17 protein-coding genes and 3 pseudogenes are annotated in these 14,416 nt (G+C 68.1%); 8 read left to right on the plus strand and 12 right to left on the minus strand.

Annotated features, from left to right (window positions below; genetic code table 11):
- Positions 1-84: 84 nt before the first annotated feature.
- Complete coding sequence (locus tag ABZ887_RS30985) at positions 85-684, minus strand: hypothetical protein (RefSeq protein WP_361296276.1); 600 nt, start codon at positions 682-684, stop codon at positions 85-87.
- Between the two features lie 107 nt (positions 685-791).
- Between ABZ887_RS30985 and ABZ887_RS30990 the strand changes: the two genes are divergently transcribed.
- Both ABZ887_RS30990 and ABZ887_RS30995 read left to right on the plus strand, forming a co-directional pair.
- The gene (locus tag ABZ887_RS30990) at positions 792-1,475 is read left to right on the plus strand and encodes a TetR/AcrR family transcriptional regulator (protein ID WP_361296279.1); all 684 of its coding nucleotides are present in this window, start codon (positions 792-794) and stop codon (positions 1,473-1,475) included.
- Positions 1,476-1,680: 205 nt separating this feature from the next.
- A complete protein-coding gene (locus tag ABZ887_RS30995) occupies positions 1,681-2,439 on the plus strand; it encodes an intradiol ring-cleavage dioxygenase (RefSeq protein WP_361296282.1) in 759 nt (252 codons plus the stop codon).
- A gap of 40 nt (positions 2,440-2,479) precedes the next feature.
- On the opposite strand, the pseudogene ABZ887_RS31000 reads toward ABZ887_RS30995, so the two are convergent.
- A pseudogene (locus tag ABZ887_RS31000) lies at positions 2,480-2,943 on the minus strand (ATP-binding protein).
- Between the two features lie 184 nt (positions 2,944-3,127).
- Between ABZ887_RS31000 and ABZ887_RS31005 the strand changes: the two are divergent.
- Positions 3,128-3,904 carry a helix-turn-helix transcriptional regulator gene (locus ABZ887_RS31005; RefSeq protein WP_361296285.1) on the plus strand — a complete coding sequence of 259 codons (777 nt, stop codon included), beginning with the start codon at positions 3,128-3,130 and terminating at the stop codon, positions 3,902-3,904.
- Complete coding sequence (locus ABZ887_RS31010) at positions 3,901-4,143, plus strand: DUF397 domain-containing protein (protein WP_361296287.1); 243 nt, start codon at positions 3,901-3,903, stop codon at positions 4,141-4,143. Before ABZ887_RS31005 ends, ABZ887_RS31010 begins: the two co-directional genes overlap by 4 nt.
- Before the next feature lie 813 nt (positions 4,144-4,956).
- On the opposite strand, the gene ABZ887_RS31015 is transcribed toward ABZ887_RS31010, so the two are convergent.
- Entirely contained in the window at positions 4,957-5,349 is a 393-nt protein-coding gene (locus tag ABZ887_RS31015; RefSeq protein ID WP_361296290.1) for a nuclear transport factor 2 family protein, read from the minus strand.
- A 122-nt stretch (positions 5,350-5,471) separates the two neighbouring features.
- Here ABZ887_RS31015 and ABZ887_RS31020 point away from each other — a divergent pair, with 122 nt between their 5' ends.
- Positions 5,472-6,260 carry a helix-turn-helix transcriptional regulator gene (locus ABZ887_RS31020; protein WP_361296293.1) on the plus strand — a complete coding sequence of 263 codons (789 nt, stop codon included), beginning with the start codon at positions 5,472-5,474 and terminating at the stop codon, positions 6,258-6,260.
- On the opposite strand, the gene ABZ887_RS31025 is transcribed toward ABZ887_RS31020, so the two are convergent.
- The gene (locus tag ABZ887_RS31025; protein WP_361296296.1) at positions 6,257-6,727 is read right to left on the minus strand and encodes a pyridoxamine 5'-phosphate oxidase family protein; all 471 of its coding nucleotides are present in this window, start codon (positions 6,725-6,727) and stop codon (positions 6,257-6,259) included. The genes ABZ887_RS31020 and ABZ887_RS31025 overlap by 4 nt on opposite strands.
- 332 nt (positions 6,728-7,059) lie before the next feature.
- Here ABZ887_RS31025 and ABZ887_RS31030 point away from each other — a divergent pair, with 332 nt between their 5' ends.
- Positions 7,060-7,287 (plus strand): hypothetical protein, encoded by a 228-nt coding sequence (locus ABZ887_RS31030; protein WP_361296299.1) that lies wholly within the window; start codon positions 7,060-7,062, stop codon positions 7,285-7,287.
- A 72-nt stretch (positions 7,288-7,359) separates the two neighbouring features.
- On the opposite strand, the gene ABZ887_RS31035 is transcribed toward ABZ887_RS31030, so the two are convergent.
- Positions 7,360-8,688, minus strand: a complete 1,329-nt coding sequence (locus tag ABZ887_RS31035; RefSeq protein WP_361296303.1) for an MFS transporter — start codon at positions 8,686-8,688, stop codon at positions 7,360-7,362.
- A 304-nt stretch (positions 8,689-8,992) separates the two neighbouring features.
- Here ABZ887_RS31035 and ABZ887_RS31040 point away from each other — a divergent pair, with 304 nt between their 5' ends.
- Entirely contained in the window at positions 8,993-9,478 is a 486-nt protein-coding gene (locus ABZ887_RS31040) for a peptidase inhibitor family I36 protein (protein WP_361296306.1), read from the plus strand.
- Positions 9,479-9,543: 65 nt separating this feature from the next.
- Here the strand turns inward: ABZ887_RS31040 and ABZ887_RS31045 are convergent, their stop codons facing one another.
- From ABZ887_RS31045 to ABZ887_RS31060, 4 genes are all read right to left on the minus strand, one after another.
- Positions 9,544-10,608 carry a helix-turn-helix transcriptional regulator gene (locus ABZ887_RS31045; protein WP_361296309.1) on the minus strand — a complete coding sequence of 355 codons (1,065 nt, stop codon included), beginning with the start codon at positions 10,606-10,608 and terminating at the stop codon, positions 9,544-9,546.
- Between the two features lie 302 nt (positions 10,609-10,910).
- A complete protein-coding gene (locus ABZ887_RS31050; protein ID WP_361296348.1) occupies positions 10,911-11,192 on the minus strand; it encodes a transposase in 282 nt (93 codons plus the stop codon).
- 109 nt (positions 11,193-11,301) lie between these two features.
- Positions 11,302-11,484, minus strand: a complete 183-nt coding sequence (locus ABZ887_RS31055) for a hypothetical protein (RefSeq protein WP_361296312.1) — start codon at positions 11,482-11,484, stop codon at positions 11,302-11,304.
- An 11-nt stretch (positions 11,485-11,495) separates the two neighbouring features.
- On the minus strand, positions 11,496-11,756 hold the full coding sequence (locus ABZ887_RS31060) for a hypothetical protein (protein ID WP_361296315.1): 261 nt from the start codon (positions 11,754-11,756) through the stop codon (positions 11,496-11,498).
- A 703-nt stretch (positions 11,757-12,459) separates the two neighbouring features.
- On the opposite strand from ABZ887_RS31060, the pseudogene ABZ887_RS31065 reads away from it, so the two are divergent.
- Positions 12,460-12,637 (plus strand): annotated as a pseudogene (locus tag ABZ887_RS31065) (IS1380 family transposase); the annotation flags it as partial.
- Between the two features lie 116 nt (positions 12,638-12,753).
- Here the strand turns inward: ABZ887_RS31065 and ABZ887_RS31070 are convergent.
- From ABZ887_RS31070 to ABZ887_RS31080, 3 genes and pseudogenes are all read right to left on the minus strand, one after another.
- Complete coding sequence (locus tag ABZ887_RS31070; protein WP_361296318.1) at positions 12,754-13,212, minus strand: SMI1/KNR4 family protein; 459 nt, start codon at positions 13,210-13,212, stop codon at positions 12,754-12,756.
- 129 nt (positions 13,213-13,341) lie between these two features.
- Positions 13,342-13,473: pseudogene (locus tag ABZ887_RS31075) on the minus strand (IS5/IS1182 family transposase); the annotation flags it as partial.
- Between the two features lie 98 nt (positions 13,474-13,571).
- Positions 13,572-14,416 (minus strand): group II intron reverse transcriptase/maturase (locus ABZ887_RS31080; protein WP_361296321.1); only part of this gene is annotated, 845 nt, incomplete at its 5' end.

The following is a 14,416-nucleotide window of genomic DNA, read 5'->3' on the forward strand; positions in this document are numbered from 1 at the left end:
CGAGCCCTCGCCGTTCAGGGGGTGCCCTCGTCGCGGCGAACTACCCTAATGGCCCCTTCGCGCCCGGGTCCTCGGTCGACACGGTCAGTCCCTGGGGGTGGAGCGGGACAGGCGGATCGCCGAGACGAGGAAGAAGATCCCGCCGAGCGTGGCGTAGCCGGCGAGGGCGGTCAGCGAGGGGTCGTCCTGTGAGGCGCTTCGGACGAAGGACGCGCCGGCCAGCACCGAGATGCCGCCGCTGACGATCATGGCCCACTGGCCGCCCATCGGCCGGCGCGCGACGCCGACGAGGAGCTGGACCAGGCCGGAGACGACCGCCCACGCGCCCCAGACGCGCAGCACGTCGGCGACGCCCGCGGTACTGGCGACCGCGACGCCGACGGCGGCGAGCGCGCTGACGGCCATGTTGGCGTACAGGCCCCTGACCGGCCCGGTGACGCGCGCCGACCTGGCGTCGACGACGGCCGCGGCCACGTCGAAGGCGGGATAGAGGAACAGCAGCACCTTGACCCCGGCGGTGAGATCGGAGCCGGACACCAGCAGGAGCACCGCCCACACGGCGGCGAAGACGAAGCGGACGACGTACAACCGGCGCAGGGCGGGCGTGGCGCCGGCGTGCTCGGTGGAGGCGGCGGAGGAAGCGGCGGAGCGCCGGAGTGCGGGACGGACGGCCGGACGGATCACGGGAAACCCCATCTCGAAGTAGAGAGAACGTTCTCTCTTGCCTGCAGCCTGGCACACCCCTTCCGTCGAAAACAAGAGAGAACGTTCTACCTGCTACGATGAGTGATATGACGCAGACGGAACCCGGCACCGGCGGGAGAGTCTCCAAGGCCCGAGAGCGGCTCCTGAGGACCGCCGGGCAGCTCTTCTACACCGAGGGCATCCACACGGTGGGGGTCGACCGTCTGGTCGCCGAGGCGAAGGTCACCAACGCCACCTTCTACCGCCACTTCCGCAGCAAGGAAGACCTGGCCGTCGCCTACATCGGAAGCGTCGACCAGGCGATCCGCACCCAGATCGGCCTCCTGACGGCCGCGGACGTGCCGACCGACGGCATCCTGCGGGGCATCGGTGCGTCCCTGGTCGAGCAGATCCGCTCGCCCGGCTACCGCGGATGCGCCTTCCTCAACGCGGCAGCGGAGTTCCCCGCTCCCGACCACCCGGTCCACCGGGCCGTCGTGCAGCACCGCGCGTGGTTCCTGCAGACGATCACCGGGCTGTTCGCCGAGATCACGGAGGCGTCCGCGGAGCACGCCGGGCGGCACTTCGTCATGCTCCGCGACGGCGCGATGAGCGCCGGCTACCTCGGCGACCCCGTCATGGCCGGCGAGACCCTGCTGCGCGGCATCGAAGGACTGCTGCGGGTCCACACCGCCCGCGGGCTCGACGAGGGCGCCGCCGCCGCGCCCGACCAGGCGCCTTCGGCAGCCGCGACGGTCTCCGACATGGAGTGCTCGCCGCCCGGCGCGTAGCGGTCGAGTCACGACCGGCCCCGGCGAGCGCCCGGGCCAGGGGGTCGGCAACGGCTCGATCAGCGCCCACAAGTCGTCGTCCACGTTCCATGGCCGAGTCGAACGGCGATCGCCGATTCCGCTGTCTCAACTCAAGACTTGACGGTAGCTCACTTTACGGAACTGACAGCTTGCCGACAGGCACCCTTCCTACGGTGCCGTGTTCATGACAGACACCTCAGATGGCGCCCGCTCCGTCGGCCGCCGTACCGTACTCGTCGCCACCGGGACGACCGCCGCTGCCCTGGCCGTAGGTGCAGCGGTCTCGACCGAGGCCCCCGCGGCAGCCGCCGCCCCCGACCTCCAGCCGGCCGCCGCGGCGGCGGTCTGCACCCTCACGGAGGAACTGACCGAGGGCCCCTACTACCTCGACGGCGCGCTGGTCCGCACCGACATCACCGAGGGCAAGGCGGGCATCTCGCTCAAGCTGGCCCTCACCGTCGTCAACTCCGCCTGCACCGTCATCCCCAACGCCCTCGTCGAGGTCTGGCACACCGACGCGCTCGGCGAGTACTCCGGCTACGTCGGCAACAACGGCCACAGCGAGGCCGACGACGGCACCTTCCTGCGCGGCGGCGTCCTCACCAACTCCAGCGGCGTCGCCAACATCACCACCATCTACCCGGGCTGGTACCGGGGCCGCTGCATCCACATCCACGTGAAGGTCCACACGGGCGTCACCCTGACCTCCAACGGCTCCTTCACCGGCGGTACGACCGTGCACACCGGCCAGCTCTTCATCAACGAGACCATCACCACGGCAGTCGCCAAGGTCTCGCCCTACTCGACCAACACGACCACCCGCACCACCCTCGCCCAGGACTCGATCTACGACGACGGGGGCGCCACGTCCGGCCTCATGACCGTCACCGGCTCCACCACCGCCGGCTACACCGGCACGCTCACCCTGGGCGTCTCCACCTGACGACACCCGGGTCCCGGGGGCACGTCCCCCGGGGCCCGGCTCAGGGTCTGCGACGAAGCGGCAGGTCCACCTCGGCCCGTACGGTCTTGCCCGGTGCGCCGTCGCAGTCCCGTTCCAGCACCTCCCACCGATCGGCCAGCGCGGCCACGAGCACGAGCCCGCGCCCACCGGCGTCCAGCGGCCCCGACGGCCGCAGGTCCCGGGGGCCGGGCGGCCGCCGTTCGGTCCGGTGTCGCTGACCTCGACCCGCACGCTCCCGGTCACCACCGAGAGCCGCAGCTCGAAGTCCCGCCCCGGCACCCGCCCGTGCGTCACGGTGTTCGCAGCCAGCTCGGCGACGATCACCTCCACCTTGTCGATCACCTCCGCCACCGCGAACCGGCCACCCCACGCGTGGAGTTGGGCGACGGCGAGATGCCTCGCGAGCCGGGCACCCCGCGGGGTGCCACTGAGCCGCTGGGCGAGTGTTCGACTGACGGTGACGGTGGTGGGGGGAGCGTCCATGCCCCCAATCTGGCGCCCGGCACGGGCAGTTCTCCAGGTGGGAGCCGCGTACGCCGCCCCCGCGTACGCGGTCACCGACTGGACCGTACCGGTGACTCGCCGTCACCATGGGTGCCGGGAGGTGGCCTACGTGGGCGATGGAGCGGAGCCGGAGTCGTCGGACAGTCTGCGGACCTTCGGGGCGGTGGTCCAGGCCCTGCGCGAACACGCGGGGCTGAGCAGGGAGGAGTTCGGCGAACGGGTGCGGTTCTCGAAACACACGGTGGCATCGGTGGAGCTGGGCCGCCGCATGCCGGACGAGTCCTTCGTGGAGGCGGCGGAGGAGGCCCTCGGCAACACGGGGGCGTTACGGCGGGCGGCGGGGCATGTGGCCCGGCAGCCGGGGTTGGCGGCTTGGTTTCGGCGGTGGGCGCGGATGGAGGCCTCGGCGATCAACCTCTACACCTACGAATGCCGAGTGGTGCCAGGCCTGTTGCAGACGGAGGCGTACGCGCGGGCAGTGTCGCTCAGCGTGCCGCCGATCCCCAACGACCAGGAACTGGAGGACCGGGTGGCCGCCCGAGTCGCCAGGCAGGAACTGCTGTCCACCCGGCGGGAGCGACCGTGCGCGTTCAGCTTCATCATCGAACAGGCCGTGTTGGAGCGACGGACGGGCGGCGACGCCGTCACACGAGAGTTGCTCGACCATCTGCTGGAGGTGATCGACCGCCACCGGAACGTGGAGGTCCAGATCATGCCCCTGCTTCAGCCCGTGCACGCCGGCCTGGATGGCCCGTTGCAGCTGCTTGAGACCCCCGAGAATCAGTGGTTCGCTTATTCGGAAGGACAGAACAACGGCCGCCTCATCGCCGATCCGAAAGAGATCAGCGTCCTCCACCAGCGGTATGGAAAACTGCGCTCGCAGGCCCGGCCCCTTCGGGACTCCAGGGCCCTGTTGGAGCAGATGCGAGGAGCGCTATGAGCACGTCCGAACTGACCTGGTTCAAGAGCAGCCACAGCAGCGGCAGCGAGGGCGACTGCGTCGAGGTAGCCCTCCATTGGCGCAAGTCCAGCTACAGCAGCGGCAGTCAGGGCGACTGCGTCGAAGTAGCCACCTGCCCCACCACCATCCACATCCGCGACTCCAAGAACCGCCGGGGCCCCCAACTCGCCCTCTCCCCCGCCACCTGGGCCGGTTTCCTCACGTACGCCGGAAAGTGACCGTGGGGCCGCCCGCTTCTCCTTCATGGTCGTGCCTCCGCGACCCGAGTCAAGGGCGCTGCGCGTCGCCTGCGGCGATGGGCCTGCGGCCCACCCTTGACACGGCTCGCTCCGGCACGGGGTAGAAGCGAGCGGGCAGCCCGGAGAAAGTGGCCGGCTCAGGCCCGTCGGCCCCTCACGTCGGCTGCGTTCTCGCCGCGTGCTTCGGGGCGCGACCGCGCCTCGCCTGCACGCCGGGACGGCCAAGCGGCGACCCCCCGGTGGGAACGGGAGACGGAAGCGCCTGTCGGGGCTTTCCCCCGACGGGACAGCATGTGGAGGATTCGTGTCTGCGGGTGGGGCGTGGCCTCCCGCTATCGCCCGGAATCCACCGCCGCCTGGCCACTGCCTCTGACACAAATCCGCCAATGACCGGTCGCCGCCCACCACCCGTCCCCCGGCACCCGGCCTCCGGCACCTCCCGGCGGCCGAGTTGGGCTCTGTTGGATGTCTGTCTGATGAGACGTCCGTGCCGGGGTGCAGCCGCCGAGCACTCCCGGCGTGCAGGCGAGGCGCTGTCGCGACCGTCGGCCGACGGTGCGGACGCGGCGTACGGCTGCCGCGGACCCCGGCCGGGCCACCGCCTTTCCGGGCCGCTCGCTCGCTTCTTCCCCGTGCTGGAGCGGGCCGTGTCAAGGGTCGGCCGCAGGCCGATCGCCGCAGGCGACGCGGAACGCAGTGGAGCGCCCTTGACTCGGCCCGTGGAAGCACGACCCTGGCCGGAAGCGGGCGGCCCCGACGGCCACGCCTCCGACAGGGGCCCGCGTCACGCGGCTAGTCGTGCGCCCCGGGGTCGAAGCCCTCGGGCGCACGGTCGAGGAAGACCGTGACGGAGCTGATCCGGCCGTCGCCGTCGAGGTGCAGCACGTCGGTTCCGGTGGCGAAGGAGGTGCCGGCGTCGTCGCCGGTGAGGATCTCCCACCGGAGCCGGGCGCGCTCGTGGTGGACCTGCGGCTGCTCGCGCAGGCGGAGCGTGACCCGGCCCATGTGGGCGGCGAACTGGTTGCGGAAGTCGATCAGCGCCTGGGTCCCGGTGAGGACCCCGATCTGGGCGCGGTACTCGACGTCGTCGGCGAAGGCGGCCGCCGCGTGTGCGCGCTGTTCCTGCTCGGTCCCGGTGTTCCAGAACCGTACGTAGTCGTCGAGCCGTTCGGCGGTCTCGGTCATGGTGGCTGTCCTCTCGCGGTGAACTGCGTGGCCCTGCCCAGAATGTGAGGGTGCGTGGCGCGTGCTGTCGATGACCTGCGAGGTCATTGCCGTGGCGCGCGCCGCCGGGCAGCCTGGGGTGCATGACGACGACCACCACCGAGCCGGTCGGGGTGCTGGTGCGGCGCTGGCGTGAGCGGCGGCGGCGTTCGCAGCTGGACGTGTCGCTCGCCGCCGAGTTGTCGACCCGGCACCTGAGCTGCATCGAGACCGGGCGGGCGCGACCGAGCCGGGACATGGTCCGGCGGCTGTGCGACGAACTCGACGTGCCGCTGCGGGAGCGCAACGCGCTCTATCTGGCGGCCGGTTACGCCCCGGTGCACCGCGAGCGCGCCTACGCCGACCTGGGTGCGGCGCGCGCGGCGGTGGAGGCCGTCCTCGCGGGGCACGAGCCGAATCCGGCGCTCGCCGTCAACGTGCGGTGGGAGCTGCTGGCCGCGAACCGTGCGATGGGGCTGTTCCTCGGCGACGTCGCGCCGGACGTGACCGGTCCGCCGCTCAACGTGCTGCGGGCGACCCTGCACCCGGACGGCCTGTCCGGACGCATCCGGAACCTCGCGCAGTGGCGCGCGCACGTGCTCCGCCGGGTCCGCCGCCAGCTGGACCGGACGTCGGCCGCGGGGCTCGCCGAACTCCTCACGGAACTGGAGAGCTACCCGTCCCCCGAGCCGGACGAGCCCCGGGACACCGGATCACCCCACGACGACCTGGTGGTCCCCCTGCGCCTCTCCTCCGACCACGGCGACCTCGCCCTCCTCTACACCACCACGGTCTTCGGCTCCCCACGGGACGTGACCCTGGACGAGATCGCCGTCGAGACCTTCTTCCCGGCGGACGCGCACACGGCTGCGGTGCTGCGGGCGATGACCTAGACCAGCCACTTCCCGTCACGCATCAGGGTCCGCCCGGCCAGCTCGGGAACGGTTCCCCATGCCTGCAGCACCTGCGGGGCGACCTGGAAGAAGACATACGACGGGTGGTCCTTGCGCGGGTCCCAGCCGTCCTTGGCGGCGAAGGCGTCGCCCACCCCGTCCGGCAGCTCCTCGCGGGTCAGCATGCGCGCGGTGCCGTGGACCAGGACCACGTCCCGGGTATGGCCGAAGGAGAGCCGGACCCGGCCCGAGGCACGGAGGTTGCGCCCGGTCGGGTTGGTGTCGCGGGTGGCCAGCCACACGCTCTCGCCGTCCCACCAGAAGGCAAGCGGAACGAGGCACGGCTCACCGGTGCCGTCGGCCGTGGCGACCCATACGTCGTTGTCCCGCGCGAGCCGCTCCAGGGCCTCGCGCTTGCGCTGCTCCTGGCTTCGGGGTTCGCTGCGGCGAGAGTCAACTGATGCCATACGGCGAGGCTATGACGTCACGCGTCCGGTCACATCCGGCGGCGGGACTAGGGCGCGAGGCGTAGGCCCGTACTCGTACCGCGTGCCGAACAGCTCGCCGAACAGCCGATGGGACACAGTTCGCAGCCAAGCCTCTCCTCGTACTCCGTCACGAGCGACCGTGCGACCCGTCGCGTTGAAGAGACCCCAGAGACCCAGGGCGATTGCGGCGACCCGGACGCGGCCCGCGCGGCCTGGGCGGAGGGGCTGGACATCTTCGAGCGGCTCGGCCACGCCGACGCCGAGTGTCTTCGCACCAGATTGCGTCAGCTCGACGAGCCGACCGGCTCTCCATGCGGGCTGCGCTCGCATGCCGCCCTGGGCTGGGCGCCCCCTTCGCGTTCCAGACCACCCTGAAGTCGGAGTACCTGTCCGACCTCACCGGTGAGCGCGCGATGCTGCTCGCGGGCGTCCACGGCATTGTCGAGATGCGCCCCTCGGTCGACATCTTCGTCGCACAGCCGTTCGGCCCGACCGTGTGTCCCTGCCGACGCCGTCACCGAGCGGCCCCGGGAGGCTGAACTCCTCGGCCTCTTCGTGGCCACGTCCGGCTGCACCCGGCGACAGCAGGCAGGCGTGGCGCGCGCCCGCGTTCACGCACTGTCGGGCGCGGACAGGGCCGCCACCTTCCGGGTCGACCGGAGCCACAGCAGACCGGGCCACAGCCCGGCCACCGCCGCTGCGGCTCCCATGAAGGACAGGGCGAAGACCGGGCTCTGCCACTGTGCGAGCAGTCCGGCGCCTCCGGTGCCGACGCCCTGGGCGGTGAGGTTCATGGCCGACGCCACGCCCATGCCCTGGGCACGACGGTCGTCCGGCAGCAGTTCGACCAGCGTGGAGACGGAGACCACCACCTGGATGCACCACAGCGCGTTGCTGACGGCGAAGGACACCATGGCCAGATAGATCCCGCCGCCCTGGATCGCGACGGCGACAAGCGGAAGGCCGGTGGTGAAGCACAGCAGTGGCAGGTGGTCCGCGTAGCGGTGGGCCGGCACGAACCGGTGGAACGCCCACAGGCCGGCCACCGCGCCCACACCCGTGCTGGCCAGCAGGACGCCCACCCAGACCGATCCGAGGCCGAGGGCGCTGACGTAGGGCGCGGCCACCGCCTCGGGGGCGATGTAGAAGAACCCGAGTGCTGTGCTCAGGAAGATCGCCCGTCGGCGAGGCTCGGCCCACAGGACGGTCAGACCGGCTGCGACGGATCCTCTTCCCTCCGGTGTCCCGGCAGCCGGGCGCGACTTGACGAAGCACCAGTAGAGCCCGAACGACGCGACGAAGGTGGTGGCGTCAAAAGCGAGACACGCCCGCGGAGTGAAAACCGAGGACACCACACCGCCGAAGGCGAAGCCGAAGATCTGAGCCGCCTGCATGGTGATCTGCCGGACAGACATGCCGATCGGATACTGCTCGGCGCTGAGAATCTCGCGCAGCAGGGCAAGATGGGCCGCTCTGTACGGTCCACCCAGAAACGACATGACCGACACGAGCAGGCAAAGAACACCGAGCGGAACATCTGGAATCACCATGGCCCCGGCGGCGATGGCCCGACAGATGTCCACCGTCATCAGGACACTGCGACGGGGCCGCCGGTCCGCCAGGTGGGAGAGCGTAAGCGCCCCGACAACGCTCGGCACGTAGGTCAGCGCATAGGTGAGGCCGGTCAGGGCCGCAGAGTCCGTGCGGTCGAACACCAGGATTGCCAGCGCGACCCGGGCCAACTGGTCCCCGAAGAACGAAACCAGTTCGGCCAGCCAGGTGGCGCGGAACTCAGTCGAAGAGAAAAGGGACCGTGGGGTGGGTTTGCCATGCACGGCGGGCGGTACCCTCGATTCTTCCATTTGCGCCCTCAGGAGGCCTGACGGGAGGAATGCCGGAACGCACTGGTGCGTCCATCGGCCGGTCGATGGACGGGACAATGACGATGCACGGCCAGGAAGGCGGACCGGCGCATGCCCGCGCCGATGGGTACGGACATGCGCCGGCCTTTCTTCCTTGCTGGTTCTTCTACCAATAGGGCTTCAGCATGGCTGTTCTCCCTTCCTGACGTTTACATTGATCATTGCATCAAATGAGGGCAGGAAAGTATTGAACAACCACGCCATGCCGTGGCATACGCGCGCCACCGGTGGCGCCGCGCAGGCCAGACCGTGTCCAGGTTGGCACGTTCGCACCATCGACGGGCATGGATGTTCTAGCACCCCAAGGTGGAATTGGTGGATAATGCAGCATGCGACCGGCAGGGCAAATTCTCCGCTGCAAAACAAAGAGATGAGGATCCCGAACAAGATGCGAGCAGCTGCAGTGATTCCGGCAATAGCTTTGGCTCTGGCAAGTGCAGGGTTAATGGGGCCGACGGCCAGTGCCGCCACATCCTGCCCGTCGGATGAGGTTTGCCTCTACAAGGACATCAACTTCGCGGGGCCGATGTGCGTGTTTCCCAAGATCACGTTGAGTAACGGCGTCAAGATGTCGTGCGTAAATGACCTGGCGGGCAAGAAGTTCTCGGACGGAACTCCGGCGGACAACCAGGCTTCCTCGGTCAAGAACAACACGGACAGCGCGTTGATTCTGAACCAGCATGCCGAAACCGCCGGAATCTATTCGGTTGTCCGCGGCGGCGGGTCGGTCGCCGACCTGCGGGTGGCGCCGGCTCCGGCCACGAGCGGAACCGTCGATCTCAACGACAGGGTTTCTCGCGCCTGCTGACAGCGAAACTCGCCGCCTGCGGCGACCTCCTCGACGAGGGTTGCTCCGGACCCTCGTCGATCAGATCAGGAGTCGCCAATTCTTCTGTTCCTCAGATATGCCCCGGGGGTTGACCCGTAGTAGGCTTTGAAATGCCGAATAAAGTGACTCGAATCCGAAAAATGCCAGCGCGCGGCCAACGCGGAAATATCTTTCAGCGTTTCGGTTCCCACTAGTTCGTCGTGAGCTTGTTGGAGACGCCTCCTACGCGCGAATGCCATCATCGATTCACCTGACACCGAAAATGATCGGTGCAGTGTCCGGAGTGAGACACCAATACGCTGAGCGACCATCCGAGGTGAGAGATCGCGGCTGTCCAGATGACGCTCGATGACATTTATCGCAGCCGCAACAGTCATACTCGCGTGAGCATCCGACTCCATGCCCCAGCAATCGGACATGATTCCCGAGACGAGTGCGGCGAAAGCATCCCGAAGGGTGATTCGTATGGATTTCGAGACGCCCAGGTGATCGACACTCTCGTCAATCATCTCAATGAATTTCAGGAGAAACGTAACTTCCGGCATGCCGGCATCTGCCACGTACGCGCGATCAAGCACTCTTACCGAACTGACACGAGGGACCACCAGGTGTCTGGGAACGGATATGACGTGCGCCGAAAAGGAGGCGGAGCAAGAAAACTCCCATGACAGTTTGGTGTCGCGAATGAACATCTGGCCCGGCTTGACAGTATATTCTCCCCCTTCGCCGACAAATGAGATCCAGCCCGCCTTGACCACATCGGCCACGATCGGATCATCGGCCGTACTGCCGCAGGACACCCCATTCATTGCGCCGCAGTAAATCCGGGCATGCAGCAGACCGTCGATTACGTGACCTTGAGCGTCGAAACGGAACCCGTCAGGATTGGCAGATCTCGGAACAGAAACTCCCGTCAGGTGCGATAAGGGTGCCAACTCATCGTCACTCAGAGTCTGAGCCCCCCTCTCGATTTCCTGAGCAGTGAGTGTTACGAAGTTTCTGAACTTGACATCGCCGGCCGGCCGATCGTCGCCGCCGGACGGGGGGAAGCCCGGCAGGCGCCCGGGGGCCTGCGAACTCCCGCCGGGAGACAGGTGGGAACGCGTCATCGTATTTCCCCTGCTGATGCTCACACGGTGGTTGGAGGACTGGTGCTCACGGGTGCGAGGATGCGCCGCACTGTACGGAAACGGCGTGGACGCTGCCTGATCGAGGAAACCGGCCGCGTGACCATGGAACCGGGCGCGTGTGCACGGCCCGTTGACATCCACTGCAGGGCCCGTTGACGTCCACTGCACGGCCCGTTGACGTCCGCCTCGAGGCACAGCTTGCGATACGACCCGGAGGACACGGGCCGCGGGTCCGTAGGGCAGGGCGATTGCATGGTTCGTTGATCGTGCGTTGGCGCAGGTCAGTTGAGTCGGAGGACGGCGAGTGGCCGCTCGTAGGGGCGGAGGGCTGTCGTGCGGAGTCCGGCGGCGATGTTGGTGTGGCCGGCGGCGCGGAGCTGGTTGATGGCGAAGCTGCGGAGGGTGGCCGCGTTCTCCGGGCCGCGTCCGGTACGGATCTTGGAGGCGTCCTCACGGAAGGCTGTGTCCCGGACGAAGTGGAGCCTGTCTTCGATCACCCAGTGCGCGCTCAGGATCGTTGCGATCCGTTCCGGGGATGCCTGGCGGCTGGTCAGGTCGGTGATGGCGTAGACGGTCTCGCGGCTCTGCTTGCCGGTCTTGGTGTCGGTGCGGTGGCGTACGACCTTGGCGACCTGGGTGGCGTGGGGGAAGTCGACGCCAAGGTCGGTGCGGTCAGCACCTGCACGACGCGGGTCTCCTTGCGGCCGTGGCCGGTGGTGCGCGGGCGTGGTCGCGCCGGGTGTGCAGTACGTCGCCGGTCACGGTGACTCCTCGCAGGTCATAGAGGTCCAGGAGGGCGGCGAAGCAGGTGATCTCGTTCGTCTTCTCCGGGACCCTGAGCTGGGTGACGGTCATGCCTGTGCCGGTCATCGCGGCCGGCAGACGGGCGGCCGGGGTGCTGCCCAGACGCGAGCCGCGGGCGCTCTTGCCGTCGATCGCGGGGTGTCGGTGCCGGCCGGGTCGTGGCCGAGGAGGTCGGCCAGGCCGCCGGGGCAGGTGTCCTTGATGACCCGGCGGATCGTCTCGCCGCTGGGCGGGATCCGCACGGCCAGAGCCGTCGCGGTGCGGGCACCGAGCCGGGCCGGAACGTCCTGCGGGGCGTCAGCGGCCCACGCATCGATCGCCACGAAGCTCCTCGTCCCGCTCACCACGGCGGAGCAACGATCGCAGCACTGCCACGAAGGGGTGGCGCTTTCCGCGCCGGCACCGCGGATCGGCCGGCGTGACCAGCCGCTCGGCCGGCGCACCCGTCACGCGGTGCTGACGGGTGGGCGACTCGACCAGGCAGACGGTGGCAGACTGACGGCACATCGAAGCTCCGTCGGGCGCAGGCGACTTGGGAAGGTCACCCCCGCAACGGAGCTTCGTTGCGTGTGGTCGCGCATCCATCCACCATCGTCACGCTGCTGTGACCCGCGCACTCACAAGATCCCCGGGACTTCGCAATCGCCCTGCCCAGAGACCAGGCACACATACGTCCCGTCCGACTGCCGGGTGTCGAGGGTAGTCGGATTGAAGACCGCTACATTCCGCCATGAATTCTCGAACGGAGCCGGCAACAGTGTACCCATCAGTCGACCATGCATCCATATCATCCTGTAGATCGATGTGCCGCCCGGGGAACCATCCAATACCTTCCATGAAGTCAATCAGGCCGACATCCTTGACGGGCAATTCGAGCAACCCCATTAATCCGCCGCCTCTCGTGCGCCACCGCCGCCCGGACCCAGGAGACCTAGCATTCCCTGTCGATGCCGGGCAACGCCAAGTCAGTCATGGGACTGGGAGACCGGCCGCTGATGAAACGCCACGGCCCACCCGGATCCCCATACGGGCCCCCGTACCCGGCTGTGGGAACCCCGACGACTCCGCCTGCGGCTGTTCTCCACCGTCGCCCAACTCATCACCATCGAACGCCGCATTCTCCGCCTCGCCAAGCACTGGCCATGGACCCATGTGATCACCGCTGCACTTGCAACGGCTCGAAGCCCTTCCGAACCCCGGCTGACCGGCAGCGTCCCAACCCTACGAACAGCACCACCCCGGAGCTGGGCCACCAGCACGTCCACAGCCGGAGATCTCCGCTCTCACAACGGCTAACAAAATGGGCGCTGGGGCCTGCGCTTACAGGTGTCCCGGATCGCCGTCGGCGTTGAACCTTGTCAGGGAGCGCTCCAGCAACTCCAGGAACTGTCGTAGGTCATCGGCCACCTTGTCGAGCTCCGGTTCGTCCAGCGACGCCGTCCGCGTCCGGTAAACGGCCCCATCGGGCCCCGCGACATAGATCAGGCCGCCGCCGTTCGAGCCGATGACCAGGCCATGGGCCTTTTGGTCCGTACCGACGTCGACAACGCCGTACTCCTGGAGCCGCATCAGGACGTCACCGGCCGGATCGAGGAAGTAGCCGCTGCCGACGTCCGCCCAGGTGACATCGCCGATGCTCTCGTAGAAGGTGACCAGGTCAGCTGGTGTAGGGGTGACTTGGGCGAGCGTGCGAGCCGCGGCTTGATCGTCCTGGTCGGCCGGCCGGACCTGGTTGGTCCCAGGTGGGAAGCCGTGCCGATGCTCGAACCCGCCTGTCATGGCCGTGAGAGTCCCGGAGACTCTGTCTGTCCACGAGGCCAGCCAGGCAGGCGAAAGCGATCGGTCACTCACGAGGCCGGATCATGGCATGAGCCACGGACATCCATAGGGTGCCCAGCGGTTCCAGTGTCAGCGCAATGCCCTGAGTTGCCGATCGGTGATGAGACAGCAGGCGAGTCTGAGGAAGGCTTCGTGGATGTCGGCTCGCCGTTCCCAGCGGATGCGCAGGCGCCGGAAGCCGTGCAGCCAGGACGTTGGGTCGGCCGCGTGGCGAGGTGTCTGCCGTGGCAGTTCCTTTTCCTCGCGGCCTCCCGCCGAACCGGGCTTGACGCTTTCGCTATCACCCGGCTCTCCAGTGATCACGGCGTGAATGATCTGGCTGCCTGTGCCTCGTGGATGCGGTCGTGGCAGGTGTCGCAGGCCACGACCGTTTTGCGGCGCCGGTCGAGCATGACGCGCGCCCAGTCGGACGGCGGCCATCCGGCATGAGCGAGGTCGGCGAGGGCGCGGATGTGATGCACCGTGACATCACCAGTGCTCCCGCAGATCTCGCAGGTGTCCGCCAAGAGCCGTGTGACCAGCTCTTTATGCGGATAGTCCACCCAGACGGGCCGGCGGTCCACGATCTTCGCCGACCGCTGTCGATAGAGAGGGATTCCTCCGAACCGTGCCACCAGCGGCTTCCTGTGCTCCCGCTCGATTCGGGCCTCGAAACAAATTCGGAGACCGTGGTCCGTGTCGATTCTGGTCTTGTGTTTGGTGGCCATCTTCGGCACGGTCGAACGGTGCTTTGCTGCAAGGGTCTTGAGCATGGACGTCTCCATGACCCAACGCAGACGGTGCAGCCGGGAGACATCCCCGGCGAGCAGGTAGTACTGGACGATGCCCCGGTAAACGGCCCCGAACGTGGCAACGATCGCGTGATCGGTGCTGTTGACGAAGTCCTTTCGCTTCGCGGGCTTTCCGCGGGCGAGGTAGGGCACGCATTTGGCTTTGATCACGTCCCGGGGGACACGGAGAGCGATCTGTCCGTTGACACGTCGGTAACGGCCGGTCTTCTTCGTGTCGTTGTGCTGGACCGTGATCTCATAGCCGAGGAACCTCGCTGCCAGGGCCCCGGCAAAGTTGTTGATCACGTTGCCAGGAGCAGGTCGATGGGGCGGTCGGTGGCGCGTGCGTAATGCCGTAGGGCGGCGGCGATGTT

This window comes from Streptomyces sp. NPDC047061, from assembly GCF_040643955.1.
Taxonomy (GTDB): Bacteria; Actinomycetota; Actinomycetes; order Streptomycetales; family Streptomycetaceae; genus Streptomyces.

What these genes read in the sequence shown, in the direction of transcription:
- ABZ887_RS31010 (WP_361296287.1), top strand. Translation starts at nt 3,901, where the DNA reads ATGAGCACGTCCGAACTGACCTGGTTCAAGAGCAGCCACAGCAGCGGC.
- ABZ887_RS31040 (WP_361296306.1), top strand. Translation starts at nt 8,993, where the DNA reads ATGCAGCATGCGACCGGCAGGGCAAATTCTCCGCTGCAAAACAAAGAG.
- ABZ887_RS31045 (WP_361296309.1), bottom strand. Translation starts at nt 10,608, where the DNA reads ATGACGCGTTCCCACCTGTCTCCCGGCGGGAGTTCGCAGGCCCCCGGG.
- ABZ887_RS30995 (WP_361296282.1), top strand. Translation starts at nt 1,681, where the DNA reads ATGACAGACACCTCAGATGGCGCCCGCTCCGTCGGCCGCCGTACCGTA.
- ABZ887_RS31025 (WP_361296296.1), bottom strand. Translation starts at nt 6,727, where the DNA reads ATGGCATCAGTTGACTCTCGCCGCAGCGAACCCCGAAGCCAGGAGCAG.
- ABZ887_RS31020 (WP_361296293.1), top strand. Translation starts at nt 5,472, where the DNA reads ATGACGACGACCACCACCGAGCCGGTCGGGGTGCTGGTGCGGCGCTGG.
- ABZ887_RS31055 (WP_361296312.1), bottom strand. Translation starts at nt 11,484, where the DNA reads ATGACCGTCACCCAGCTCAGGGTCCCGGAGAAGACGAACGAGATCACC.
- ABZ887_RS30990 (WP_361296279.1), top strand. Translation starts at nt 792, where the DNA reads ATGACGCAGACGGAACCCGGCACCGGCGGGAGAGTCTCCAAGGCCCGA.
- ABZ887_RS31015 (WP_361296290.1), bottom strand. Translation starts at nt 5,349, where the DNA reads ATGACCGAGACCGCCGAACGGCTCGACGACTACGTACGGTTCTGGAAC.
- ABZ887_RS31070 (WP_361296318.1), bottom strand. Translation starts at nt 13,212, where the DNA reads ATGACAGGCGGGTTCGAGCATCGGCACGGCTTCCCACCTGGGACCAAC.
- ABZ887_RS31030 (WP_361296299.1), top strand. Translation starts at nt 7,060, where the DNA reads ATGCGGGCTGCGCTCGCATGCCGCCCTGGGCTGGGCGCCCCCTTCGCG.